This window comes from Aequorivita flava (assembly GCF_038742595.1).
GTDB classification, from domain to species: domain Bacteria; phylum Bacteroidota; class Bacteroidia; order Flavobacteriales; family Flavobacteriaceae; genus Aequorivita; species Aequorivita marisscotiae.
Genome location: NZ_JBANCF010000016.1, coordinates 24,076 through 49,561 on the forward strand (window position 1 = coordinate 24,076; position 25,486 = coordinate 49,561).

At 37.8% G+C, this 25,486-nt stretch carries 21 protein-coding genes; 7 read left to right on the plus strand and 14 right to left on the minus strand.

The features are described 5' to 3' along the window. Positions 1-54: 54 nt before the first annotated feature. From VZD24_RS14110 to VZD24_RS14140, 7 genes are all read left to right on the plus strand, one after another. Positions 55-2,868 carry a heavy metal translocating P-type ATPase gene (locus VZD24_RS14110; protein ID WP_342687956.1) on the plus strand — a complete coding sequence of 938 codons (2,814 nt, stop codon included), beginning with the start codon at positions 55-57 and terminating at the stop codon, positions 2,866-2,868. Between the two features lie 112 nt (positions 2,869-2,980). Further along, positions 2,981-5,215 (plus strand): TonB-dependent receptor, encoded by a 2,235-nt coding sequence (locus VZD24_RS14115; RefSeq protein ID WP_342687955.1) that lies wholly within the window; start codon positions 2,981-2,983, stop codon positions 5,213-5,215. 74 nt (positions 5,216-5,289) lie between these two features. Next, positions 5,290-5,655 (plus strand): heavy-metal-associated domain-containing protein, encoded by a 366-nt coding sequence (locus tag VZD24_RS14120; protein ID WP_279450086.1) that lies wholly within the window; start codon positions 5,290-5,292, stop codon positions 5,653-5,655. A gap of 78 nt (positions 5,656-5,733) precedes the next feature. Continuing rightward, a complete protein-coding gene (locus tag VZD24_RS14125; RefSeq protein WP_279450087.1) occupies positions 5,734-6,054 on the plus strand; it encodes a four-helix bundle copper-binding protein in 321 nt (106 codons plus the stop codon). A 332-nt stretch (positions 6,055-6,386) separates the two neighbouring features. Further along, positions 6,387-6,923: a DUF8685 domain-containing protein gene (locus VZD24_RS14130; protein WP_342687954.1), complete on the plus strand. Its 537-nt coding sequence runs from the start codon at positions 6,387-6,389 to the stop codon at positions 6,921-6,923. 397 nt (positions 6,924-7,320) lie between these two features. After that, a complete protein-coding gene (locus VZD24_RS14135) occupies positions 7,321-10,530 on the plus strand; it encodes a SusC/RagA family TonB-linked outer membrane protein (RefSeq protein ID WP_279450089.1) in 3,210 nt (1,069 codons plus the stop codon). Positions 10,531-10,577: 47 nt separating this feature from the next. Continuing rightward, positions 10,578-11,999 carry a SusD/RagB family nutrient-binding outer membrane lipoprotein gene (locus VZD24_RS14140; protein ID WP_342687953.1) on the plus strand — a complete coding sequence of 474 codons (1,422 nt, stop codon included), beginning with the start codon at positions 10,578-10,580 and terminating at the stop codon, positions 11,997-11,999. 225 nt (positions 12,000-12,224) lie between these two features. On the opposite strand, the gene VZD24_RS14145 is transcribed toward VZD24_RS14140, so the two are convergent. The 14 genes from VZD24_RS14145 to VZD24_RS14210 form a co-directional block, all read right to left on the minus strand. Continuing rightward, positions 12,225-13,199, minus strand: coding sequence for a YpdA family putative bacillithiol disulfide reductase (locus VZD24_RS14145; RefSeq protein WP_279450091.1), 975 nt, complete (start codon positions 13,197-13,199; stop codon positions 12,225-12,227). 63 nt (positions 13,200-13,262) lie between these two features. After that, a complete protein-coding gene (locus VZD24_RS14150) occupies positions 13,263-15,539 on the minus strand; it encodes a T9SS type A sorting domain-containing protein (RefSeq protein WP_342687952.1) in 2,277 nt (758 codons plus the stop codon). A gap of 120 nt (positions 15,540-15,659) precedes the next feature. After that, positions 15,660-16,319 carry a ribulose-phosphate 3-epimerase gene (gene rpe, locus VZD24_RS14155; RefSeq protein ID WP_342687951.1) on the minus strand — a complete coding sequence of 220 codons (660 nt, stop codon included), beginning with the start codon at positions 16,317-16,319 and terminating at the stop codon, positions 15,660-15,662. A gap of 232 nt (positions 16,320-16,551) precedes the next feature. Beyond that, positions 16,552-17,415: a sigma-70 family RNA polymerase sigma factor gene (locus VZD24_RS14160; RefSeq protein WP_279450095.1), complete on the minus strand. Its 864-nt coding sequence runs from the start codon at positions 17,413-17,415 to the stop codon at positions 16,552-16,554. Between the two features lie 131 nt (positions 17,416-17,546). Beyond that, a complete protein-coding gene (locus VZD24_RS14165) occupies positions 17,547-18,155 on the minus strand; it encodes a hypothetical protein (RefSeq protein ID WP_342687950.1) in 609 nt (202 codons plus the stop codon). Positions 18,156-18,158: 3 nt separating this feature from the next. Continuing rightward, positions 18,159-18,704: an RNA polymerase sigma factor gene (locus VZD24_RS14170; protein WP_342687949.1), complete on the minus strand. Its 546-nt coding sequence runs from the start codon at positions 18,702-18,704 to the stop codon at positions 18,159-18,161. Positions 18,705-18,719: 15 nt separating this feature from the next. Next, positions 18,720-19,361 carry an Lcl C-terminal domain-containing protein gene (locus tag VZD24_RS14175; RefSeq protein ID WP_279450098.1) on the minus strand — a complete coding sequence of 214 codons (642 nt, stop codon included), beginning with the start codon at positions 19,359-19,361 and terminating at the stop codon, positions 18,720-18,722. A gap of 12 nt (positions 19,362-19,373) precedes the next feature. Next, the gene (locus tag VZD24_RS14180) at positions 19,374-20,405 is read right to left on the minus strand and encodes an FIDD domain-containing protein (RefSeq protein WP_342687948.1); all 1,032 of its coding nucleotides are present in this window, start codon (positions 20,403-20,405) and stop codon (positions 19,374-19,376) included. Positions 20,406-20,547: 142 nt separating this feature from the next. Beyond that, positions 20,548-21,747 (minus strand): glutamate-5-semialdehyde dehydrogenase, encoded by a 1,200-nt coding sequence (locus VZD24_RS14185; protein ID WP_342687947.1) that lies wholly within the window; start codon positions 21,745-21,747, stop codon positions 20,548-20,550. 28 nt (positions 21,748-21,775) lie between these two features. Beyond that, a complete protein-coding gene (gene proB, locus VZD24_RS14190) occupies positions 21,776-22,546 on the minus strand; it encodes a glutamate 5-kinase (RefSeq protein ID WP_279450101.1) in 771 nt (256 codons plus the stop codon). Between the two features lie 19 nt (positions 22,547-22,565). After that, on the minus strand, positions 22,566-23,366 hold the full coding sequence (gene proC / locus VZD24_RS14195; protein WP_279450102.1) for a pyrroline-5-carboxylate reductase: 801 nt from the start codon (positions 23,364-23,366) through the stop codon (positions 22,566-22,568). 491 nt (positions 23,367-23,857) lie between these two features. Continuing rightward, the gene (locus tag VZD24_RS14200) at positions 23,858-24,634 is read right to left on the minus strand and encodes a CPBP family intramembrane glutamic endopeptidase (protein WP_279450103.1); all 777 of its coding nucleotides are present in this window, start codon (positions 24,632-24,634) and stop codon (positions 23,858-23,860) included. A 238-nt stretch (positions 24,635-24,872) separates the two neighbouring features. After that, complete coding sequence (locus tag VZD24_RS14205; protein ID WP_279450104.1) at positions 24,873-25,172, minus strand: type II toxin-antitoxin system RelE/ParE family toxin; 300 nt, start codon at positions 25,170-25,172, stop codon at positions 24,873-24,875. Further along, entirely contained in the window at positions 25,165-25,413 is a 249-nt protein-coding gene (locus VZD24_RS14210; RefSeq protein ID WP_143381536.1) for a type II toxin-antitoxin system ParD family antitoxin, read from the minus strand. Before VZD24_RS14210 ends, VZD24_RS14205 begins: the two co-directional genes overlap by 8 nt. Positions 25,414-25,486 lie beyond the last annotated feature (73 nt).

Sequence of the window (25,486 nt, forward strand, 5' to 3'; positions counted from 1 at the left end):
CTTAAACCCCAAATATTTATGGGGTAAGAACTCATATTTAATCAAATTATAAAAATGAAACACACATATAAAATACACGGAATGACCTGCAACGGCTGCCGAGGCCATGTGGAACAGACTTTAAGTGAAATTGAAGGCGTTTCCCAAGCATCGGTAAACCTCGAAAAGGCCGAAGCGGTCATCGAAATGGAAAATCACATTCCATTAAAAGTCTTTGAAAAAGCATTGGAAGACGACGGCGGAAGGTATAGTATCCACGAAACAGACGGTCCCCTCCCGACCTCCCTAAAGGAGAGGAGTGAGAAAGGCCACCTTCGGGGGTTGGGGAGACAAGAGGCTGAGGGGGAGTCTTCTGTCATGAAACACACATATAAAATTCACGGAATGACCTGCAACGGCTGCCGAAGCCATGTGGAAAAGACTTTAAGTGAAATTGAAGGCGTTTCCAAAGCGTCGGTAAACCTTGAAAAAGCCGAAGCGGTCATCGAAATGGAAAATCACATTCCATTAAAAGTTTTTGAAAAAGCGTTGGAAGACGACGGCGGAAGCTACAGTATCTCTCTTCCCGATGATGCTGAAGCTGCAGAAAAACATCAAAAGAAAAAAGAGGAAAAACGGGCAAAACAAAGCAGTTCGGGTACGTTTTATTGCCCGATGCACTGCGAAGGCGAGAAGACTTACGACAAGCCTGGCGATTGCCCCGTTTGCGGAATGGATTTGGTAGAAGAGGCAAAAACTTCAACAAACTCGGCAACGGAGTATACCTGCCCAATGCATCCCGAAGTAATTCGCGACGAACCGGGTTCCTGCCCCATCTGCGGGATGGATTTAGTGCCAAAAGAGGCCGACGAATCTGCCGAAAACAAATCGTATAAAAAGTTGCTGAAAAAGTTTTGGATTGCCGTAGCCTTTACGCTACCCATTTTTATAATCGCAATGTCTGAAATGATTCCAAACAATCCGTTATACGATTGGATGCCGATTGTTACTTGGAATTGGATACAATTTGGCCTGTCAATTCCAGTGGTGTTTTACGCCACTTGGATGTTTTTTGAACGCGCCTATCGCTCCATAAAAACCTGGAATCTAAATATGTTTACCCTCATCGGTATCGGTGCGGGGGTGGCTTGGGTTTTTAGTGTTTTTGGGTTGTTGTTCCCCGACTTTTTCCCTCCACAGTTTAAAACCGAATCGGGAACCGTGCACGTTTATTTTGAAGCGGCCTCGGTTATACTCACCTTAGTATTAATGGGACAGGTTTTGGAAGCGCGCGCGCACAATCGAACAAATTCTGCTGTAAAGGAATTGCTGAAATTGGCGCCAAACAAAGCCGTGCGAATTGTTGACGGAAAGGAAGAAACCATCGCAATTGATAAAATTGAAGTTGGCGATAAACTCCGCGTAAAACCCGGAGAGAAAATTCCTGTGGATGGCAGCATTTTGGAAGGCGAAAGCTCCATTGACGAATCAATGATTACCGGCGAACCCGTACCCGTTTCAAAAGCGGTGGGCGATAAAGTAAGTTCCGGAACCATAAACGGCAAACAAACTTTCGTAATGAAAGCCGAAAAAGTGGGAAGCGATACTCTGCTTTTGCAAATTATTGAAATGGTAAATAAAGCCAGCCGTAGCCGTGCGCCGATTCAAAAATTGGCCGATAAAATCTCAGGTTATTTTGTGCCGATTGTGGTTTTGGTTTCAATAATCACATTTATAGTTTGGGCGGTTTTTGGTCCCGAACCGGCCTATGTTTACGCCTTGGTGAACGCCATTGCGGTTTTGATAATTGCGTGTCCGTGTGCTCTTGGGCTCGCCACGCCAATGTCAGTAATGGTTGGAGTGGGAAAGGGCGCCCAAAACGGAGTGCTCATTAAAAATGCCGAAGCGCTGGAGACACTCAACAAAATAGACGTTTTGATTATTGACAAAACCGGAACAATTACCGAGGGAAAACCTTCCGTTGAAAAAGTGGGCGCTGCCGACGGTTTTTCGGAAGAGGAAGTGCTTCAATATATCGTTTCGCTCAATCAAAACAGCGAACATCCATTGGCTGATGCTACGGTTAAATACGGAAAGGAAAAGAATTCCGAAGTTTTAAAAGCTACCGATTTTAATTCGGTTACCGGAAAAGGGGTAACTGGAACTATCAACGGCAAAAAGATTGCGCTCGGGAACGAAAAGATGATGCAGGAGGCTGGTGCGGATATTTCCGAAGCACTTCAAAAGCAAGTTTCAGAAGAACAGAAAAAAGGCAAAACAGTGCCAATGCTTTCCGTTGAGGGAAAAGTGGTTGGCTTCGTTGTGATTGCCGATAAAATAAAGGAAACCAGTAAAAAAGCAATCAACGAACTTCAGAAAAAGAGAATTCAGGTTATAATGCTAACAGGCGATAACCACGACACCGCAAAAGCTGTTGCTTCCGAATTAAATCTCGCCGAATTTAAAGCTGAAATGCTTCCGCAGAACAAATTGGAAGTAGTCGAAAAATTGCAATCCGAAGGCCAAAAAGTAGCCATGGCTGGCGACGGAATAAACGATGCCCCCGCTTTGGCAAAAAGTGATGTAGGAATCGCGATGGGCACAGGTACGGATGTAGCGATAGAAAGTGCCGGCGTTACCTTGGTAAAAGGCGATCTGCACGGCATTGTGAAAGCGTTCCATTTAAGCGAAAAAGTAATGCGTAACATTAAACAAAACCTGTTTTTTGCTTTAATTTATAACGTGCTCGGCGTGCCAATAGCCGCCGGGGTTCTCTTTCCAGTTTTTGGATTATTATTATCGCCGATGATTGCCGCACTGGCAATGAGTTTTAGCTCTGTTTCGGTAATTACAAATGCGCTCAGACTGCGCGCTGCAAGAATTGATTAAATGAAAAATGACATAGGACTTTTAGACATAAGACGTATGAAGAATATAAAATTTTCTCCTACGTCTTATGTCCTACCGTCTTAAGTCACAGAATAAAAATTTATAACATTATATGAAAAACTACATATTTATAGCCTTTTTATTCCCACTCAGTGTTTTTTCACAGGAAAAAGTAACGGGAAAGATTACTGAAAATATCAATAACAAAGAAGTTTCGTTAGCAGGTGCAAACGTTTATTGGCTAAACACTCAAGTGGGAACCGTAACAGATTTTGACGGAAATTTCGAAATTGCGTATAAGCCCGAATACAAAAAAATGGTTATCAGTTTTGTGGGTTATAAAACCGATACTATTTCGGTGAATTCGCCCAAAAGAATTACGCATTCTTTAACTTCTACCGCCAATCTTGATGAGGTTACGGTTACCGCCCGGCAGAAAGCCACGTCGCGTTCCTTCATTCAAGCAACCAATGTTCTCAATGTAAGCAGCGAAGAACTTCTAAAAGCGGCGTGCTGTAACCTCGCGGAAAGCTTTGAAACCAATCCCTCGATTGACGTAAATTTTTCTGATGCCATTTCGGGCACGCGACAGATTAAAATGCTGGGATTAACGAGTCCTTATATTTTAATTACAACTGAAAACGTACCGAGTATTCGCGGGGCTTCGCAAGCGTACGGCTTGAGTTTTATTCCCGGTACTTGGGTGGAAAGTATCCAAATTACCAAAGGTGCGGGAAGCGTTACAAATGGTTTCGAAAGTATCGCGGGACAAATAAATGCCGAACTGCAAAAACCAACATTGGATGATAAGCTTTTTGTAAATGCCTACGGCGCCGGAAATGGACGTTTTGAGTTGAATACGCATTTAAATACAAAAGTTACCGACCGCTGGAGCACGGGGCTGTATATTCACGGGAATATGCGGGATACGGAATTTGATAAAAATGACGACTCCTTTCTCGATGCGCCGTTGATGCAGCAAGTAAACGTGATGAACCGCTGGCAATATACCGATACTGAAAACGGTTATGTTGGGTTTTTTAATGTTCGTTTTTTAAATGATGAAAAGCAGACCGGCCAAACATTTTTTGACCCGGAAAAGGACCGAGGAACCACCGACGCTTGGGGTAGCGAAATAAAAACCCAGCGCTTTGATATTTCGGGAAAATTTGGTTTTGTGAATCCGGACATTCCGTGGCGCAGTGGTGGTTTGCAACTGGCGTATAGCCATCACAATCAGGAATCTTACTTTGGAATCAATGATTATAATATTCAACATAATAGTTTGTACGGAAATTTCCTTTACAATACCATAATAAGCGATTCGCGCCACAAGATTAAAACTGGTGTGAGCGCTACGTATGATAGTTATGATGAATTGGTTCTTACAGAAAATTTCAGCAGGGTTGAAAATTCGGTCGGGGCTTTTTTCGAATATAATTTTGACAATCTGGGCGATCTTAATTTTACGGCTGGTATCCGTGGCGATATTCACAATAGATTGGGAGCGTTTATCACGCCGCGTTTTCATTTGCGCTACACGCCTTGGGAAAAATCTGCCTTTAGAATTTCCGCAGGAAGAGGAAAGCGCAGTGCGAATATTTTTACCGAAAATCAGCAGCTTTTTGCTACTTCTCGCGATTTAAAAATTTTAGGCAACGGAGGCGAAATTTATGGGTTGAATCCCGAAATTGCTTGGAATTATGGGGCTTCGTATATGCAGGGTTTCAATCTTTTTGGAAGAAGGGGCGATGTTACTTTCGATTTTTATAGAACTGATTTTAAGAACCAAATTGTTGTGGATTGGGAAAATCCTTCGGAAATTAATTTTTACAATTTGGATGGAGAAAGTTTTTCGAACAATTATCAATTAGAATTTAATCACAATCCTTTCACCCATTTTGATGTGCGATTGGCATATAAATATTACGATGTGGAAACTACCTATTTAAGTGGAAAGAAGCAAAATCCGTTAACGCCAAATCACCGATTTTTTGCAAATGCTTCTTTTCAAACCCATCAAACACAAAAGGGCGGTAACTGGAAGTTTGACGCGACCTTCAACTATTTGGGCGAACAGCGATTTTCCGGCTCAGAAAATTATTTGAATACCATTGGCCTTTCAGAATTTTCACCATCGGTTTCAACACTGAATGCACAGATTACTAAAGTTTTTTCATCTAATTTTGAAATCTATGTGGGTGGTGAAAACATAACCAATGTAAAACAACCTAACCCAATTGTGGGAAGTGATACTCCGTTTGGAACTACTTTTGACACAACATACGTTTACGGCCCCATTTTTGGAAGCTCGTATTATGCGGGATTACGATATAGAATAAATTAATGATGTTGCGATTTTAATTTACCGCAAAATTAGAAGCCATAAGGCATAATTATAACCCTAGAAAATAGATAGAAATGAAAAAAGCAATTTTAATTATTAGCGTATTATTTATCGGTGCAACCGGTTTTGCCCAAAACAAAAATGCAAAAGCTACCATTGAAGTAGATGGTGTTTGCGGAATGTGCAAGGATCGAATTGAGAAGGCATCCATTCAGGCCAAAGGCGTAAAGTCGGCTATTTGGAATGTAGAAACCCATCAATTAAACTTGATTTATAATGAAAAGAAAACCGATCTAGCCACCATTCAGCAAAGTATTGCCGATAGCGGCCACGATACCCAGGACATTGCTGCCAAGGACGAAGTTTACAATCAAATAGATCCTTGCTGCAAATATCGCGACCAACAAGTAATTGACGACCATAAGCAAGGCGGACATTAATTTTAGGAGGATTTTATAATTTTCTTAATAGCTAATACGCGTTGATTTTGGTAATTTGATTTCATAAAAACAACAATTATGAAAAACGAAAAATTAATTCACGCTTTAGGCAACTGCATTAATCATTGTAATTACTGTGCAGACGCCTGTCTTGACGAAGAAAATGTAAAAATGATGGTGAGCTGCATCCGAACCGATAGGGTTTGTGCAGAAGTCTGCAGTACGCTTAACCAACTTTTGGCCATGAATTTTGGCGATGTGGACGATCTTGTAAGGTATTGTGCAAAAATATGCGAAGCCTGTGCAGACGAGTGTTCGCAACACGAAGCGCAACATTGCCAAGATTGTGCAGAAGCTTGCAGAAAATGTGCAGCGGAATGTAGAGCGTTCCTTGCATAAAATTGGCTGTTAAATTTTAGCCAACGAGAGAATAATTTAACAGTGGCGTCTTTTACCTTTATATTGTTAATTTAAAAAAGTAATTGTTATGCCACAAAATCAGCAAAGCAAAAAGCCGCAACCTGCTAAAGGGCCACAAACCAAAAAGCAGGATAACAAAAAGGCTTCGCCAACTGCTCCTAAAAAGAAGTAGTCCGCGATTGGTTAATAAACCAAGGAAACCATCCCGCGAAAGTTGGATGGTTTTTTCATTTTGGCAACTTTCTGTTTGGAGGTAGAATTTCGGCTATATTTTATATTTTTAGCCTTTTCAAAATTCAAATAAAAAATAGATGAAACAAATTTTAGGAATAGGATCCCGAATCAACCACCCTGAATACGGGAAAGGGGTGGTTACTAATGTTACGGCAAAAATGTATTGGGTAACTTTTATTGACAATGGTCTTGAAACAATTACGCCCGACGACGATTTTGAAATTATTGAGGCTGCTGAGGATGAGGTAGATACGGTAAGCTTTTATGAGGTAGAAAAGAGCCTTCGCAACATTCTCAAGAAATGGAATGGATTTAGTGAGATAGTGCCAATTGCCGATAAATGGAAAGGCGGCACTATTGTTTTAAAACCAGGCGATTCTAATTTAGCTTCAAAGGAAATACCCATTGACACATTTTTCCATAAAATTGTAATGTTGCGTGACCGATTGCGCGTGATGGAGCAAAAAATTAATTCGAGTAAAGAATTGGGAGAACAGGACAAAATAGATTTACAACAATATATTACGCGTTGTTATGGCAGTTTAACCACTTTTAATGTGTTATTTAAAAGTACTTCGCAACATTTTAAGGGAGAGGGTTCTGCAAATAAATAAGCAAAATACAGTTTAAGCCAATTTGCGAAAATTTTATGATTTGTTAGTGTTTTAACACGTTTTATACTAGTGTGTTTTAACGCTGAAGAAAATGTGAAATAAAATATGTTAAAACGCTCCAAAACGCCATGGATTGTAATGTTGGGGCAATTGTTTATAAACTGTTAGAAAAAAAAAGTGTTTATTTTTAAACACTTTTTTTTATTCAGCAATAATTTCCTACGCTCCGCAAGCATAAGAAAACCAAGTCTTTGCAAATTTTTGGGTTAAATTTTAAAGAAAAACTGTTTTTTTAAAATAACTTTTTGATAATATTTTCATAATCTACTTACTATAAAAGTTGGAATTGTAAGATTTTATTGGCACTTTTGGGGTGCTAATTCAAACAAACAAAAAAATGAAAACAAAGTTTAGTGGAATTTTAACACTATTATTAGTGTTAGTTGTGCAGCTCGCTTTTGCACAGGAAAAAACAATTTCCGGGACGGTAACTGATGACACAGGTTTACCGCTTCCAGGAGTTAACATAATTATAAAAGGTACAAGTACTGGAACGCAGTCTGATTTTGATGGTAATTATACCATTGATGCTGCTACTGGGCAAACACTTGTTTATAGTTATGTAGGTTTTGAGACCCAAGAGATTGCTGTTGGGGCCTCAAATAAGATCAATGTTACTATGCAAGCTGGTTCTATGTTGGACGAGGTGGTAGTAACTGCACTTGGTGTATCTCGTGAAAAACAATCATTGGGGTATTCAACACAAGAAGTAGATGGAGAAGATATCTCTACAGTTAAGGGCAACAACTTTACAAACGCTCTTTCTGGTAAAGTATCTGGTCTACAAATTAGAAGAAACAACAACCTTGGTGGTTCTACCAACGTAGTTATTAGAGGTAACACTTCTTTAACGGGAGATAACCAAGCGTTATTTGTTGTTGATGGTGTGCCAATCAGTAACAGAAATACCAACGATGCTGCTCAAGCTCAAGCAAGAGGTAATTACTACGATTACGGTAACGCTGCTGCAGATATTAACCCAGACGATATAGAATCTGTAAACGTGCTAAAAGGAGCGGCTGCTTCGGCACTTTATGGTTCACGTGCGGCTAACGGTGTTATTATCATTACAACTAAAAAAGGTAAAAAATCGAAAGGTATTGGTGTAACTATTAATACGAACGCTACCGTTGGTTTTATTGACAAGAGTACTTTTGCTGAATACCAAACTCAATATGGTCCAGGTTATGGCGATTACTTTACGTTTGAAGATATTAACGGCGATGGTATTGACGATCAGGTAGAGAATTATGTAGATGATGCGTCTTACGGACCAGCTTATGATCCTAATTTATTCATTTACAAGTGGAATTCATTTGATCCTTCGTTACCAACATATTTGCAAAAATCTGCTTATGTAGCTGCTGCAAACGGTCCTTTGAACTTTTTTGAAACTCCTATTTCACTTACCAACTCTATCTCTATTTCAAATGGATTAGAAGGTGGTTCATACCGTATGTCTTATACAAAATTAGATCAGTCTGGTTTAATGCCAAATAGCCAATTAGATCGCCACAACTTTATTTTCAGTGGAACCTACGATGTAACTGAAAAGTTAACTGCAAGCGGTTTTGCGAACTATATTAAAACTGATGCATTGGGTCGTAACTCTACAGGTTATAACGATAACGTTGTAGGTAATATGAAACAATGGTGGTCAGTAAGTACTGATGTTAATGAGCAAAAAGAAGCTTACTTCTTAACTCATAGAAACGTTACTTGGAACCCAGGTAGCGCTACACCGGGTGCTGCTCCTCTATACTGGGATAACCCATATTGGACACGTTATGAAAATTATCAGAATGACGGTAGAAGCCGTTTTATTGGAAACTTTGAGTTAAACTACGAGCTTGCTGATTGGGTTAATGTAACAGGTAGGGTTTCTACAGATACATATAGCGAAAACCAAGAAGAGCGTAGAGCTGTTGGTTCTGTAGCAACTTCATTTGGTGTTTCTCGTGGTAACGTAGATTCTGGTTACCTAAGAAGAGATATTACTGCAACTGAAACAAACTACGATTTAATGTTTAACTTCAACACTGATATTTCAGAAAACTTAAGTTTTGCTGGTATTTTGGGATCAAACATTCGTAGAAGTGAATTTAACTCATTAACATCTTCTACTGCTGGTGGATTAGTGGTTCCTGGTCTTTACTCATTACAGAATGGTGCATCACCACTTCCAAACCCAGTTGAACAAGCTGAGAAAATTGGTGTTGATGGTGTTTACGCTAGTGCATCTTTCGGATTCGCAAACGTTGTTTTCTTAGATGGTACAGTTAGAAGAGACCGTTTTTCTACTTTACCTAAAGATAACAGTGCATTCTACTATCCTTCTGTTTCTACTAGTTTTGTATTTAGTAAATTACTAGATGTTAATGCTATTAGCTTTGGTAAACTTCGTTTAAACTACGCTGAGGTAGGTAATGGAGCTCCGTTTGATAGATTGAGAGATACTTACGTTATTAATGGTGATATCGGAAACTCTATTCCTAATACTGCCAATAACCCGAACCTAGAACCAGAACGTACCAAGAGTTACGAAGCAGGTTTAGAGATGCGTTTTGCAAATAACAGATTAGGTTTTGATGTGTCTTACTACAAATCTAACTCTATTAACCAAATTGTAACTGTTCCAATTTCTCCAACTACCGGTTATACTGGTAAATTGCTAAATGCTGGTGAAATTGAAAACAAAGGTATTGAGGTTTCATTAAATGCAATGCCAATCAAGAATGACAATTTTACTTGGTCTCTTAGCGCTAACTGGTCTCAAAACAAGAGTGAGGTATTAGAATTGCCTGACGGAATTAAGAACCTACAATTAGGTAGATTCCAAGGTGGTGTTTCTATAAACGCCGAATTAGGTCAGCCATACGGTGTAATCTACGGTCAAGATTTTGTTTACTTAAACGGTGAGAAAGTTGTTGATCCAGATAGTGGAAGATACCTTAAAACTCCGGTTTCTAACAATGTACTTGGAGATACTAACCCAGATTGGTTAGCTGGTATTACCAACACATTTACTTACAAAGATCTTTCTTTCAGTTTCCTAATTGATATTCAAGAAGGTGGAAGCCTTTTCTCTCTTGACCAGTATTATGGTGAAGCAACTGGTATCTATGCAAACACTGCATTTACCAATGATTTAGGAAATCCTGTAAGAAGCCCGCTTGATGAAGGTGGTGGATATATTAACCCAGGTGTTAATCCTGATGGGTCAACCAATACAACTAGAACTGATGCAAACGGATTTAGTGGATTTGGATACGCTGCTTTACCAGCTGCTGCATTTGTTTATGATGCGAGCTACATAAAACTTCGTCAAGTTTCATTAAGCTATAATTTGCCATCTAAATACCTTGACAATACCTTTATGACTGGTTTATCTTTTACCCTTTCAGGTTCTAACTTATGGATAATCAATAAAAACTTGCCATACGCTGACCCTGAAGCAGGTTTGAGCTCTGGTAACCTTCAAGGTTATGTTACTGGTTCATTGCCAACTACCCAAGATTACGGGTTTAACATTAAAGCACAATTTTAATATATAAAAAAATGAAGAAAATATTTTTAATCCTAACTGCGGCAGTTATGGCCGTGTCGTGTTCAGACAATCTTGAGGACCTGAACCAGAATATAAAAGATCCTACTGCGGTGAGTGGCGAAAGTTTGTTCGCTTCTGCTCAAAAGCAGTTGGCCGATCAAGTCGTTACTCCGAACGTTAACCTTAATAACTTAAGGTTATGGACGCAGCAATTACAGGAAACTACGTATACAGACGAAAGTCAGTACGATCAAATTACGCGTGCAATTCCTGATAACCACTGGAGAGAAATCTACAGAGATGTACTAAAAGATCTTGATGAAGCTGCTCGAGTAATTTCCGAGACAGATAACGATCTTACTAATGCACTAAAACCTAATAAGCTTGCAATTATTGAAGTGCTTACGGTTTATGCTTATAGTAACTTAGTTGAAACTTACGGAGATGTTCCTTACAGCGAAGCTTTAGATATTGACAATTTGTTGCCAGCGTATGATGACGGACTTACTATTTATAAAGATTTAATTGCGCGTCTTAACTCTGCCATCGGTGGAATGAATACGGGTGTTGGAAGCTTTAGTGATACAGAAGATATGATGTATAGTGGCGATGTTTCACATTGGAAAAAATTTGCTAATTCTTTAAAATTAAGAATGGGAATAATGCTTTCTGATGTAGATGCTGGACTTTCTAAATCTACTGTTGAATCTGCAGTTACAAGTGGTGTATTTACAAGCAATGCAGATAACGGAAGTTATATGTATTCAGCTGCTGCACCTAACAACAACCCTATGAACGATAACCTTGTTCTTAGTGGACGTAATGATTATGTTGCTGCTGTAACAATAATTGATATAATGAACGACCTAGAAGACCCGAGAAGACCCGTTTACTTTACTGATGTAGATGGCGAATATATTGGAGGTGAAATAGGTGAAATATCTGCATATCCAGATTACTCTCACGTTGCTGATCGTTTGGTAGATCCAACTGAGCCTGGTGTGTTACTTTCGTATGTTGAAGTTAGATTTTTAATGGCTGAGGCTGCTGCAAGAGGATACTCTGTTGGTGGCGATGCTGCAACTCACTATGCTGCTGGTATTACCGCATCATTTGATTACTGGGGTGCAGAAGATGTTGCTGCTTACTTAGCTAAACCAGAAGTGGATTACGCTAGTGCATTAGCTACAAGTACTTCTTCGCCAGCTTGGAAACAAGTAATTGGTACACAAGCATATTTGGGTCTTTACAATAGAACCTTTGCAAGCTACCTCTCTATTCGTCGTTTGGATTACCCAATTTTAGCAGAGCCAACAGGCGCTGAATCTGGTTTCCCAACACGTTACTTGTATCCGGTAGGAGAACAAACATTAAACGAAGATAACTATAACGCTGCTTCAACTGCCATTGGTGGTGATGCTCCAGAAACTAGATTATTCTGGGATAAGTTTTATACTTTCGACTTTTAAGAAATAGCTAACAAAGCAATTTCAATTATAGAAAAATCCTCGGCCATATGCCGGGGATTTTTTTATTGGACCATAAAAAATTAATTGGTTGTTATTACTCTATATTACTTATCTGAAGCTTGTGTTATCGTAGCACCAAGGCAATTTGCGCAGAACTACTATCTCTTAATTTGAAATAATTTTGTTGGTTGGGACCCGTATTTTAACTGATAGGAAGATATAAGTTTAAGAAACTTTATTTTTCACAATGTGTTGAATAATCATCGGGGCGTGTATTCTAGAATTTTCAATAAACCATTTGTGCGTTTCCATACCCCCACAAATAACACCTGCTAAATACAGCCCTTTTACGTTGCTTTCCATAGTTTCGGTATTGTAGGTAGGAAATTTGTTTGCGTCTTCGCTAAGGGTAATGCCGAGAGTTTTTAGAAAGTCGAAATTGGGTTTATAACCAGTAAGTGCCACAACAAAATTGTTTTCGAGCGTTACTAACCCTTTTGGAGTTTTAATTTTTACGGAATCTTGAGTTATTTCAGTAATTTCAGAATTAAAGTACGCCATAATGCTGCCTTCTTCAATTCTATTTTCAATATCGGGCTTTACCCAGTATTTAACGCGATCACCTATTTTAGAACCTCTAACCACCATGGTTACGTCGCCCCCTTTACGCCATATTTCCAAAGCCGCATCAACCGAAGAGTTGCTCGCACCAACAACAATTATCTTTTGCATTACAAACGGATGCGCTTCTTTGTAATAATGGGTTACTTTTGGTAAGTTTTCGCCAGGTACGTTGAGCATTTTTGGAATGTCGTAAAATCCAGTACTTACAATTATGTTTTTTGCACTGTAAGTTTTTTTATTTGAAGTAATTTCAAAACTGCTTTCAACCTTTTCAACCGAAATAATTTCTTCGTATAAATTAATATTTAATTCATTTGAAGTTGCAACACGCCGATAATATTCTAAAGCCTCGTTTCGGGTTGGCTTGGGGTTATTACTTATAAAAGGGATACCATCAATTTCCAGTTTTTCTGAAGTGGAAAAAAACGTCATATTAAGCGGATAGTTGTACAATGAATTGGTGAGCGTTCCCTTTTCAACCACTACATAATTTAAGTTGCTTTTTTTGCATTCTAGCGCGCACGCAATACCAATAGGGCCCGCGCCAATAATTAGAACGTCTTTTGTAGAATTCAAACTTTTGCTTTTAAGGCAAATTTAAATAAAAAAGAATCGGTTATGCCAATTGAAGTTTGCAGTTTAGTTTTTTACCAACTTTATGGTTTTGCTTTTTGTGTCTGATGATAATTTGCAAAAATACAAGCCACTGCTTTGATGGGATAAATCTATTGTTATGGAATTCTTGCCTATTTGCGTGCTTTCGTGGGGAATGGTTGTAACCTTTCTCCCCAAGATATCGTATATGTTAATTGTGATAGGGCCTAAATCTTCGGAAATATATTCAATTGTAGTAGTTGTGGAAAAGGGATTTGGATGGTTATATGCCGTTAATGAATAATCTTGATTATTGTCTGAAACGCTAAGTATTCGTTCCAGCGTGTGATCTATGCATTCAAAACCGTCAATGCCGTTGGGATTATAAATACTGAAACCTTCGCTTTGGGTCAATGCCCAAATATTACCGAAACTATCTACCGCTATATCTTCAACTTGTTTATGTGCCAAAGGTGAGCTTCCGTCTAAAAAAGTTGTAAAAGTATTGCCTGTGCCATCAAAATAAGATATGCCGCCGTAATAAGGCCAAATGTATGTATTGTGGGCGCTTAGGTAGATAGTATCGTTCGCATCAATGTCTATAGCGGTAACATGATTTGCGGCTATGTTGCTGTTTGTTTCGTTCCAATTAGTCCAAGTACTACCGTCGTATCTCCATAATCCCTCCTCCGTGGCCAGCCACATAGTATTATTGCTGTCAAATTTTATGTCGAATACATTTGTGATGTTTTGGGCGGTGAGGTCCATGGTGGTCCAGATGCCATTTTCATAGATATCAATTCCTTCATAATTGCCAATGTACATTGCATTTCCATGGGCAGAAAGACATCTGGGCGGACCCGTTAGGCCGTTATTATAGCCCCATTGAGTCCAGGTATTGTTGCTTTTGTCGTACATAGCCGTATTGTATTGGCTGCCTCTTATAAATACTTTTCCATCGTTAGTGGCTTCTATCTCTTCCGGAAATTGCAGACCGGGATAACTATTGGTATTGTCCCAAATAACCCAAGAAGCATAATCTTGGTAGTTTCCATCTGGTATTTGAATGGCATAACCTGAAGTACCATCAAAAGTAAACCAAATATCGCCGTCTGCATCTTCTGAAATTGAACTGCCAATAGTAGTTTGATAAAGCGGTTGGGGGTTGGGGTAGAGGCCTTCGTTGTTGGGGCCATAAACTTCCCAATTTGGGCAGTCAAAAACTTGAATGCCACCGCTACCATTGGCGAACCACTTGCGTCCTTGGCTGTCTATAAAAATATCGTTGTTGAAATTATCCGGAAGCCCTGTGTTGTATTGGGTATATTTTGTATAATCAGTTCCGTCAAATTTTGCTACTTTGCCTGAACCCGAAACCCAATAATTATTTTCAGTATCTATATAACAATCGTACATAGAAAAGCTTGTATATTCTGAAAACCATTCTGTGCCGTCAAAATAAACAATTGTAGTATTGCTGCCCGCTAAGAGAACTTTGTCTTCCCGAATATCCATGGAATATCCATAAAAGTTTGAGATTGGCCAGTCGTTTTGGTTTACTTGAGTCCAGGTTGTGCCATCAAAAATATCGATTGCGTTTCCTACCAACGACCAGATTCTGTCTTGGTTATCTATAGAAATTTCTAAGATATTATCTTCAGAAAGGCCACTGTTGGTAGTTGTATAATGTGTCCAATCTGTACCATCGTATTGTACTAACCCGATATCTGTAGCTATCCATTTAGTATTATTGGCATCTATCTGAATATCCTTTATTTCATTTACATTGGGAAAGTTAGAATTAGCACTTGTGAAAAATTGCCAAGTAGTGCCATCAAAATGTGCTATTCCCGCCTGCGATGGATTGTTATCTGAAATAACTGCCCAAATGCCATCATTATTGTCTATTGCTAATGATGGGGTTACATTGGCTAAAATAGGTGTGTTAGAGGTGTCGTAGAGTTGCCAAACAAGACCATCTTCCGAAGTAACAATACCAAGTTCTGTTGCAACCCAAATTATTCCGGTACTGTCAAAATCCACATCAAAGATAAATCCGTTGGGAAGATAATTTTCATTATAGGTCGCCCAATTGGTATAGATTGTGTCGCTAGTTTTAATACGTACCAAACTGCCTTCATTGGCAGAAGAAGAATAACCTCCTGTCCAAATATTGTTGAAAGCATCTCCGGCAATTGTTGTGTGCTCGAGGCTACCAATACCAGTATTATCGCGCCTTATATACGTCCAGTTTGGATCCTGTGCATAGAATTGTGAACTTATTAAAAACAGAACTAGACTCGAAAGTAAGGTTATCTTCATGATTTCGCATTTTAGATATAACAAATGGAATTGGGAATACCCTACCCCAATATGTATAAATTTATCAAAAAAAATGCAAAACCTCTTATGTTTTAAGGTTTGTATTGTGCAAAATAAAATTTAACTCGTAAGTTTCACTAAATCTGAAATAGTCTGGGTTGGATTGCTCGCACTAAATACATAACTGCCCGCCACCAAAACATCGGCTCCAGCATCTACGAGCTGTTTGGCGTTTTTATTTGTTACGCCGCCATCTATTTCAATTTTGGTTGAAGCGCCATTTGCCTCAATAATTTTTCGGAGCTGCTTTACCTTTTTATAGGTATTCTCAATAAAACTTTGTCCACCAAAACCTGGGTTTACACTCATCATGCAGACCAAATCAATATCATTGATGGTGTCTTCTAAAAGTGAAACGTTGGTGTGGGGATTAATGGCAACTCCAGCTTGCATTCCTTCCGCCTTTATGCCTTGAAGGGTGCGGTGAAGGTGTGTGCAAGCTTCAAAATGAACGGAAAGCACATTTGCTCCCAAATCTGCAAACGTTTTTATGTATCTGTCTGGATCTATTATCATTAAATGTACATCCAGCGGTTTTTTGGCGTGCTGGGCAATACTTTTTATTACAGGCATTCCGAAAGAAATGTTGGGTACAAAAACACCGTCCATTACATCGAGGTGAAACCAATCCGCCTCACTGTTGTTAATCATTTCTATATCGCGTTGTAGATTTGCAAAATCTGCTGCAAGTATGGATGGGGCAATTATTGTATGGCTCATTTTTTTAAATGTTTTTGCAAAGGTAAGGATATATTAAAAAGATGCCGGATAAATTTCTTTTGGAAATTTTCCGGCATGAAAAAACCTCCGGTAATCAGCCGGAGGTCATTCATCAATCAAAAAACGAACAGTTTCGTTCCTGTTTTAGCAGGAAACTCATACTGTAAGTTATCTTTATGGGAATATATTTTAAATAGGCTCCGCTCAACATGTTAGCTGAGCGTAGTTGAAACTATCCCAAATAGGTCATCAATATTTTACTTCGCGAAGTATGCTTTAATCTGCGGATTGCCTTCTCCTTAATCTGTCTAACGCGTTCTCGGGTAAGATCAAAGGTTTCGCCTATTTCTTCTAAAGTCATTGGGTGCTGATCGCCAAGCCCGAAGTATAAACGAATTACATCGGCTTCCCGTGGTGTTAGGGTTTCCAAAGCACGTTCAATTTCTGTACGTAGCGATTCGTGTAATAGCGTACGATCTGGGTTTGGACTTTCACCACTTCGCAATACATCGTACAAATTACTGTCCTCTCCTTCTACAAGTGGTGCATCCATGGATACGTGACGGCCCGAGTTTTTCATGGATTCCTTTACGTCATTGATAGTCATATCCAACTCCTTCGCAATTTCTTCGGCAGAAGGTGGGCGCTCATTAGCTTGTTCAAGATAAGCGTACATTTTATTTATCTTGTTGATGCTTCCAATTTTGTTCAATGGTAAACGCACAATACGCGATTGTTCGGCCAAAGCTTGCAAAATAGATTGACGAATCCACCAAACAGCGTACGAAATAAATTTAAAACCACGTGTTTCATCAAAACGTTGTGCGGCTTTAATTAGGCCCAGATTGCCCTCGTTTATAAGGTCCGGCAGTGTTAGTCCTTGATTTTGGTATTGCTTTGCCACCGATACAACGAAGCGTAAATTAGCTTTGGTTAATTTTTCCAAAGCTCTGTGGTCACCAGCTTTAATACGCTGTGCCAATTCAACTTCTTCGTCTGCGGTGATTAAGTCAACTTTACCAATTTCTTGAAGATACTTGTCTAAAGAAGCAGTTTCCCTGTTGGTAACCTGCTTTGTAATTTTAAGTTGTCTCATTTAAGGTTTGTCCTGTAGATTAAGGTTTAAACTTGTGTGTTAGGTTATACGTAACAAGTTAGAAAAAGGTTACAAAAATTTTATAATTAATTTAATACAGAACCTTTCTAAACTACAGTTTGCCTTCTTTTTTAGTTTAATGTGTCTTTCTTATTGAGGTTTGTAGAATCAATTTCTTTTTTAAACCGTGTTGCCAAACTATCTATTTCGTTTTTATTTTCGGTTACTATTTGCTTTCCATCGCTACTGTTGTAGTAGTAATATTTTTTTGAAACCTGAAAAGTTTCATCAATAGTATTCTTTTTCGAAGCTGGAATTGGTGAATTTTCTGAAATTTTCCTTGAAATTTCTACTTGCTCAATTGAATCTTTTTCAACAGTATTTACCTCAAGCATCTTTTTGGTCTTTGTTAATTCAAGTCCTGTAGAATCTACATTTATCTTTGAAGAAGACTCTTCGTTTTTAAAGTCTTGATTATTGTTTATTTCAGTTTTTACGCTTTGTGTGCTCGGATTAATTGGCGGCATCGGGGTAGTAAATGAATTTCCAAATAGTATCCAGAAACCTATTAAACTAAAAATTCCGAGGCCCATAGTCCAATAGAAGAGTAGTTTTTTCTTTTTGCGTTCTTCTTTTTCTAACGAAGTATCTATTTTTTTCCACAGATTGCTGTTTGGCGATTGCTCTCCTTCCTTCAGCTTGTTTTCAAAAAGCGTTCCTATGTCGTTCTTTTTTGTCATTTTTTAGTGGGCTTTTGGATTAAGAGATTGATTAATTGCAATTAGTTTTTCGCGTAAAATTAGCTTTGCACGATGGTAATTAGATTTTGATGTGCCTTCTGAAATATTTAATAATGAAGCAATTTCTTTATGTAAAAATCCATCCATTTGGTACAAATTAAATACAAGCCGGTATTGATCGGGTAGATTTTGAACAAGTTGAAGAATTTCGTTTAAGGAAATATTTAACCCTTCTTCGGTTTCAACTGAATCTTCGAGTAAATCGTCGTTTATTTCGATATTAACTGGCTTATTGACTTTGTACTTATCAATTGCTTTATAAATGGTTATCCGTTTCATCCAACCTTCAAAAGAGCCTTTGCCTTTATACGTTTTTATCTTTTGAAAAATGGTTATAAAAGCATCGTGCAAATTGTCTTCGGCATCAACCTCGTTTCTGCAATATTTCAGCGAAATAAAGAAAAGGGTATCCTTATACTTCCGGAATAGTTCATTTTGAGCCGTCCGGTCGTTTTTACTACACAGTTTTATTAATTCTTCTATTTTCAAATAGTTCTTTGTATTTTAAAATGATCTTATTGGCCTCACTTTGGCATCACTACCTTTACTTGTGAATAGATTTCGATTATCTGGAAATACCGGGGTGTTCGAAAAATCGTATACTTGATAGTTTAAATATAAAAATCCGCCATCTCCATCATTGGTACCCCAACCTTCAGAAGAACTTGCATAGACATAAAAGCCGTCTTCATCTGGTATATTATTTAAATCTGGAAAGCCGCCAATTAAATCTCTGTGTTCATAGATTAAAGCTAATTCATCGATGGAAGGTAAATACCAATCATCGTAATCATTTCCACTTAAATCATAGGCTAGTCTTGCGGCAATGTCTAGCTCATCGCAGTACTCCAATATAGCAAGTGTATTTTGCAAACCAAACCCTATGCCGTCATTTTGAGCAATTGGAACGGTTGGAGGTACGGGGTCGGGTTGATGAAAACAACCCCACGGCGCATCTGCTAGGTCGTTGGGATACGCTATAAGTCCGTGTTCGGAGGTATCGTCTAGGTAAAAGATTATTCCACCTTGATATTCCTGCCCTATCTCAAAGATTAAAGTTTCTTCTGGAGTGTCGTCATTACTACTGCAAGAAAGAATAAAAAAAGATGCTAAAAACATTAAGGTATTAAAGTAGTATGTTTTCATAATTTGTAAGTTTTAACAGTTAATCACTTTTAAAATTATTGGTAAAAATGCAACCATCTCTCCTGTATTTACATCGTCAAATCTAATATAAATAACTTGTGGGTTGATGGAATTTATATAAAGTAAATTTTGAATAGGGTTGGTGCCGGTCATCATATTTTCATAGGTTTCAAAATAGTGTATTTCTACCGTTGAAGGATCTTCAATTTGCGTTAAAGGAAAGAAACAGTCAAAATAGCTTTCTAAATCAAAAACAGCTGTTTGGGAATCTGGTCGTATTTCGCATTCCTCAAAAAGAAATTGCTTGCAAGGTTCAGCGCATTCTTTGGTGAGTAAAAAACGATCAATACCGTTTGTAATTTCCATTTGCGTTACGTCAAAACTCACCACTTTCCAATCAAAATTCCAGTGGTCGCTTACGGTCTGATCGCCAATTACAAAAATGTTTAAATGTAATTCGTCTTCAATAAAATAGGTAACCCAAGTTCCTCCGTATGCATTGTCTTTATAATTTAAACCCACATTGCCAGTGGCGCACACTTGAAAATACGCTCCGTCATAATGACTATTGGGTCCCTCAAGGTGAGTAATGTGCCAAATGCAAGTGGTTTTTGTAAGAATGTTGTTGCAAGTGGTAACGGTATCTGCCTCTATACATCGATCTATTGCTTCTTTTAACTCTTCGTTGTTATTGATTACATACGATTCGCCGCTCTCTAAAACACTTGTAATTGGATAACTGAGACTTATTGATTGGCTTTCTTCCAGCGTGGTTAAAAACTCGCTAAATTCAAGATCGCTTTTTATAACTTGGTAACCAATTATATCCATTTCTTCATTATAAATTACTAGAGTGAAGGCGTAGTTAAAATCTATACAGGTTATTTCGTTTTCAAAATCGTTACCAGCGGCTTTTTCAATTAAATTATAAAGTTCAGAATCTACTTGAATTACCTTCGACGGATCTGCTTTTCCGAGTGATTCTGTTTCACAGCCACTAAAACAGATAATTGCGAGAATAAGCAGAAGCCAAAAATTTTTCATTGTGAAGATTATTTTAGTTGTTTCCCTATAGTCTGTGAATTTTAAAAAGGTTGCGTGTACTATTATTTAAATATTGAAATAAAAAAACGCCTTCTTCCAAAAATTTGAAGAAGGCGTTTTTTATTTTGAAATTACTACAACATTAAACGCAAACGTGCCCATCGCCATATACGTAATATTTATTGGTAACCAATTGCTTTAGACCCAACGGCCCGCGATGGTGCAATTTATCTGTACTAATGGCCAGTTCTGCGCCAACGCCCATTTGGCCTCCGTCTGTAAAGCGGGTAGAGGCATTGTGATAAACAGCAGCACTATCTATATTTTCCATAAATTGTGCAGCTTTTTCTGGGCTTTCGGTGAGAATTACGGTGGAGTGTCCGCCACTGTATTTATTTATCTTTGAAATAGCTTCATCCATATTGCCTGCCGCGCCAATTGCAATCTTCATGGCTAAAAACTCTTCAAACCAAGTGTCTTCATTTTGTATTAATTCCGAAGAAGTAAGTGTTTCTTTAACTTTAGAATCTACAAGAATATCAACCTTTAAGCTTTCGAGCACTTGTTTTAATTCCTTAAGCTTGGCCTCGTAATTTGTAATGTTTTTATCAACTAAAACTTTATCTAAAGCGTTACAGCCCGAAATTTTATCGGTCTTCGCATTAATAATTACTTCGAGTGTTTTTTTCCAATCGGCATCTTCGGCTACATATAAAAAGTTGTTTCCGCGACCGCTTATTAATACGGCACAGCTGGCATTTTCCTTTACAAATTGAATTAATCTTTCACCACCACGCGGAACAATTAAATCGATTGGTTCATCAGGATTTTTTAAAAATGCCTGTGTTTCATCGCGATTTAGTTCCAGCATTCTGATCCAATCTGTTTTAAGATTGTTTTCCTGCAAAGCTTGGTGCCAGAATTTTACTAAAATTTTATTGCTGTAATAGGCTTCTTTTCCACCTTTAAGTAGAATTTTATTGTTTGCCTTAAATGCGAGTACGGCAGCTTCAATAGTTACATCGGGTCTGGATTCGTAGATTATCATTATCGTACCAAATGGTGCGGTTTTATTAACAATGTTAAGACCGTTGTCCAAGGTAGTATTTGAGATTTCCTGATTTACCGGATCATCTTGTTGGCGGACTTCGGAGATAGCCTGAATCATTCCGTCTATTTTGGAATCATTAACTACTAATCTATCGTATAATGCTTGATCGTCTTTTTTAAAATTTTTTAAATCTTTTTTATTAGCTTCTAAAAGGGCAGCGCGATTTTGCCCTATTATATTTATCATAGAATCTAATACGTTGTTTTTTAAATTTTCGTTTATCAATTTCATAATATCTCTCTTCAATTTAAATTATTATTTATGCGTAGAATTTTGTTCCAATTTTTTTTCCGTCCAAAATATCTACAATTACATTTTTCTGTTTTCCGTTGGCGATATACGTTGGAATATTTTTCTTAGCCGTTTGTTTGGCAATTTTTAATTTAGATTTCATGCCGCCGCGTCCTTCACCTTCACCCTTATTTGAAGCTTGAACGAAATGTTCTACAGCTTCTTCGTGATGAACATTGCTGAGTCTTTTTGAATCTTCATCATCGGGATGTCCGGTATAAAGCCCATCGGTATCGGTTAAAATTACTAAGGCATCGGCGTCGATAAGTTCTGCCACCAAGCTTGCCAATTCGTCATTATCGCTAAACATAGACATTGTTAAGGACACGGCATCGTCTTCATTTGCAATTGGCACTATACCTTCGGCAAGTAAACCTTCGTAACAATTAATCATATTTTCACGATGTTTTCCAGGGGTAAAATCGCGTTTTGTTGCCAGAATTTGTGCACAACGCATGCCGTGATTGTGGAAGAGGCTATAGTAGTGCCGCATCATTCGGGGCTGTCCTACGGACGAATAGATCTGCCTTCTGGTTGCATCGTCTTTTGCCAAGCACTCTCCAAGTACTTCCATTCCTGCAATAGCAGAGCCGGAGGATACTAAAACCGGGGCATAGCCATCTTCGTACAAGGCTGCAATTTGTCTTACCAATTCGTCTAAAATTGGACCGACAATGCGATTGTCTTTATTAGTCATAACGTTGGTTCCTACTTTTATAACCACTCGTTTTTCATTCATAATTCTTTATTTTCTATTTTTATTTTCCTAATTCTGTTGCTCTGTTAAAAGCTGCGTAGGCGGCTTCTTTTATTAATTCGTTTACATTATTATCTTCCATAGAATCTAGTGCAGCTCGCGTTGTACCGCCTTTAGATGCTACCATTTCCATCCAACGGTTTGGCGAAATATTAGCTTCGGTAAATAGTTTTACAGCCCCCTCAAAAGTTTGAGTAACCAATATTTTTGAATCGTTTTGAGAGAAGCCCATTTTTAGAGCGGCTTCCATCATAGATTGCATAAAGTAGAACACATAGGCTGGGCCACTTCCAGAAATACCTGTAGAGGCATTTATAAAATTTTCGTTTTCTACGTGAATGGCTTCACCCGTTGTATCTAATAGATTGCGCACCATTAATAGCTCTACGCGGGTAACGTCTTTAGATTCGGTAAAAGAGGTTACTCCCAAACCAACTTTTGCGGGTAAATTGGGCATAGCGCGAATTACCTTTTTGGCATTTAAGCTATTTTGAATTGTTTCTATAGTAACGCCTGCCATTAATGAAATAAACACTTGGTCTGGATTGACCATCTGCTTCATTTTTACAAATAACTCGTCACTGTGGTATGGTTTTACCACTATAAAAACAATATCGGCCTGAGGGAGACAATCCTCTAAATTATCAAACACATCGAAGTGTGAAATTTTTTCTAAACTTGAAATTTTTTCTGCTGAAACATCGTAAATCATTAAATTTCTACGATTTAATAGTGGCGATTTTGCCATTCCTTCGGCATACGTCAATCCCATATTTCCTGCGCCAATAACTAGTACTTTCATAATTTGTTTTATTGTTAAGTGTTATTAGGTGCAAGTACTATGCAATGGAGCCAGAAATATGAATTAATTCTGAAATGTGAAGCAAACCCCTTTGTTAACGTACTAATGATAGTGGCTAAGGGCTATTTTGAAGTATGGAATTTTAAAATATACAAAGGTGACAGTTTTGCGTATTTTGAAAGAATTCGGTAAATATGGCATAGAATCCTAAATGCGCCTAGAAGTTTAAAGGTGTACAAATCCATCAAAATTGTACAGTTCCAAATTAAGTCCTCGCGGTGAATTGATTCGATTTAAAAAAAAAGTCAGCCGTCAATTCTTCCACTTGAATTTTTCCGAATGGACGACTTTTTTAAGTTAGATTATTTGTTTGGAAATATTGTTTGAGCAATTACATGTAGCGGTTTTGTGTATGATTTCGTTGCGTGTTGAAGCAATTGATTTTATGCTCTGTTGTGTTTGGTGCTTTTTCCGTTATTGTTAGACTGTATTTATTTTTGAATTAAAAGCGCTTTCTTGTTTACAGTCAAGTCAATTCCATTTCTTTTTTTGTAAAGTACAGTTAGGATAATAACCAGTCCAATAGTCACGAATCTGAATACATTTGCGTAAAACCCTCCGAGTGCATTGTCGCTCACAGAGAATAATTCCCACGCCAAATTCATTAGCATATGCAGAAAAACGGGAACCCAGATGTTAAAATTCCATTCTGCATACACCCAAGCAAATAAGATGCCTCCCAAAAATGTAATCAGAAATATACCCAATAACTCGTTAAATTCAGTACTTTGGTATAGATGCAAAAGGCCAAAGTATAGAGCTCCGAAGAATATGGAAAGTATAAATCCTAGTTTCGTTTTTCTAAAAGGTAATCCGAATAAGAATCCTCTGTAGTACAGTTCTTCGAAAAAGCCAGCAGCAACAACTCCAATTAAAATTGTATTTATCTTGATATTTGCATTGAATTCAAATAATATACTAAATCCAATATACATTGGCAAGGTGCAGACCAGGGCAAAAAGAAACCCTTTGATTATTGACTTGTCGAGTCCTAAATTTTGAAAAAAGTCCGTTTTTTTTCCAATAAGTAGAGTTCCTATAAATAAAGGAACACCAGTAATTAAGTATGAAATAATATGACTTGTTCCTAGTTGATTGGTGAGGTCAAAAAACCATCTTCTAATGTCTTTGAATAAAATATCATCAAAAATAAAATACAGTCCGAATGATATTAGGATAGTTATTAGGACTTTGGTTGACTTATTCATTTTAAGTTTAATTTTCGGTTCTATTTACATAGACGAAAAATTTGAATAAAAGGTTGCCTGTAGATTTTATCGATGTGATTTTACATTACACAACGGTTTGGTTAGTCTCTATTTATAATTAGTTGAGTGGTCTGGCACTTGTCTTTGCAAGTACACACCAAACTGAAAATCCGCGAGGATTTTCAGAAGTAGGAGAGAACAAGCAATTACTTATAGCTATTGTTGTGTGTAGTTTTTATTATTCGGTTATTCTCCTTTTCAAATCCATTCGTTCGTGTAAAATTCTCGTGATTTCGATTGGATTCACTTCTGATTTGCGATAGAATATTACGTGTCGATTTGCTTTTAGTCCGAAAAGGTCTGATTTAATTCCTTCATAATTTTTTCCAATTTCTGGATTGTCAGCAATGTCTTGGCAAATATCCAGAAGCATATCGTAATATCTGTCGGCTTGATTTTCAGACCAATTTTCAACTGTATATTCCCAAATTCCATTTAAGTCAGCTACAGCCTTATTGGTCAATTCATATTTAGCCATTCTGTCTGCGTTTAGCTTTTAATTCCTCAAGATTTTTTTTAGGGTCGAAATCGTGAGCAATTCCGCTATCTATTCCTTCTTGAATAGCATTTCTTAACGCAATAACTTTACTTTCTTCATTTTCCAATAAACGAAGTCCAGCTCTGATTACTTCACTTACATTTTTGTAACGTCCAGCAGAAACCTGAGTTTGTACAAACTGGTCAAAATAATTTCCGAGCGATATTGATGTATTTTTCATTCCGTTTTAATTTTAATCAAATATACCAATTTTTGGTAAAATAATTAAATTTGTAGATTTATCCTCAAATTAC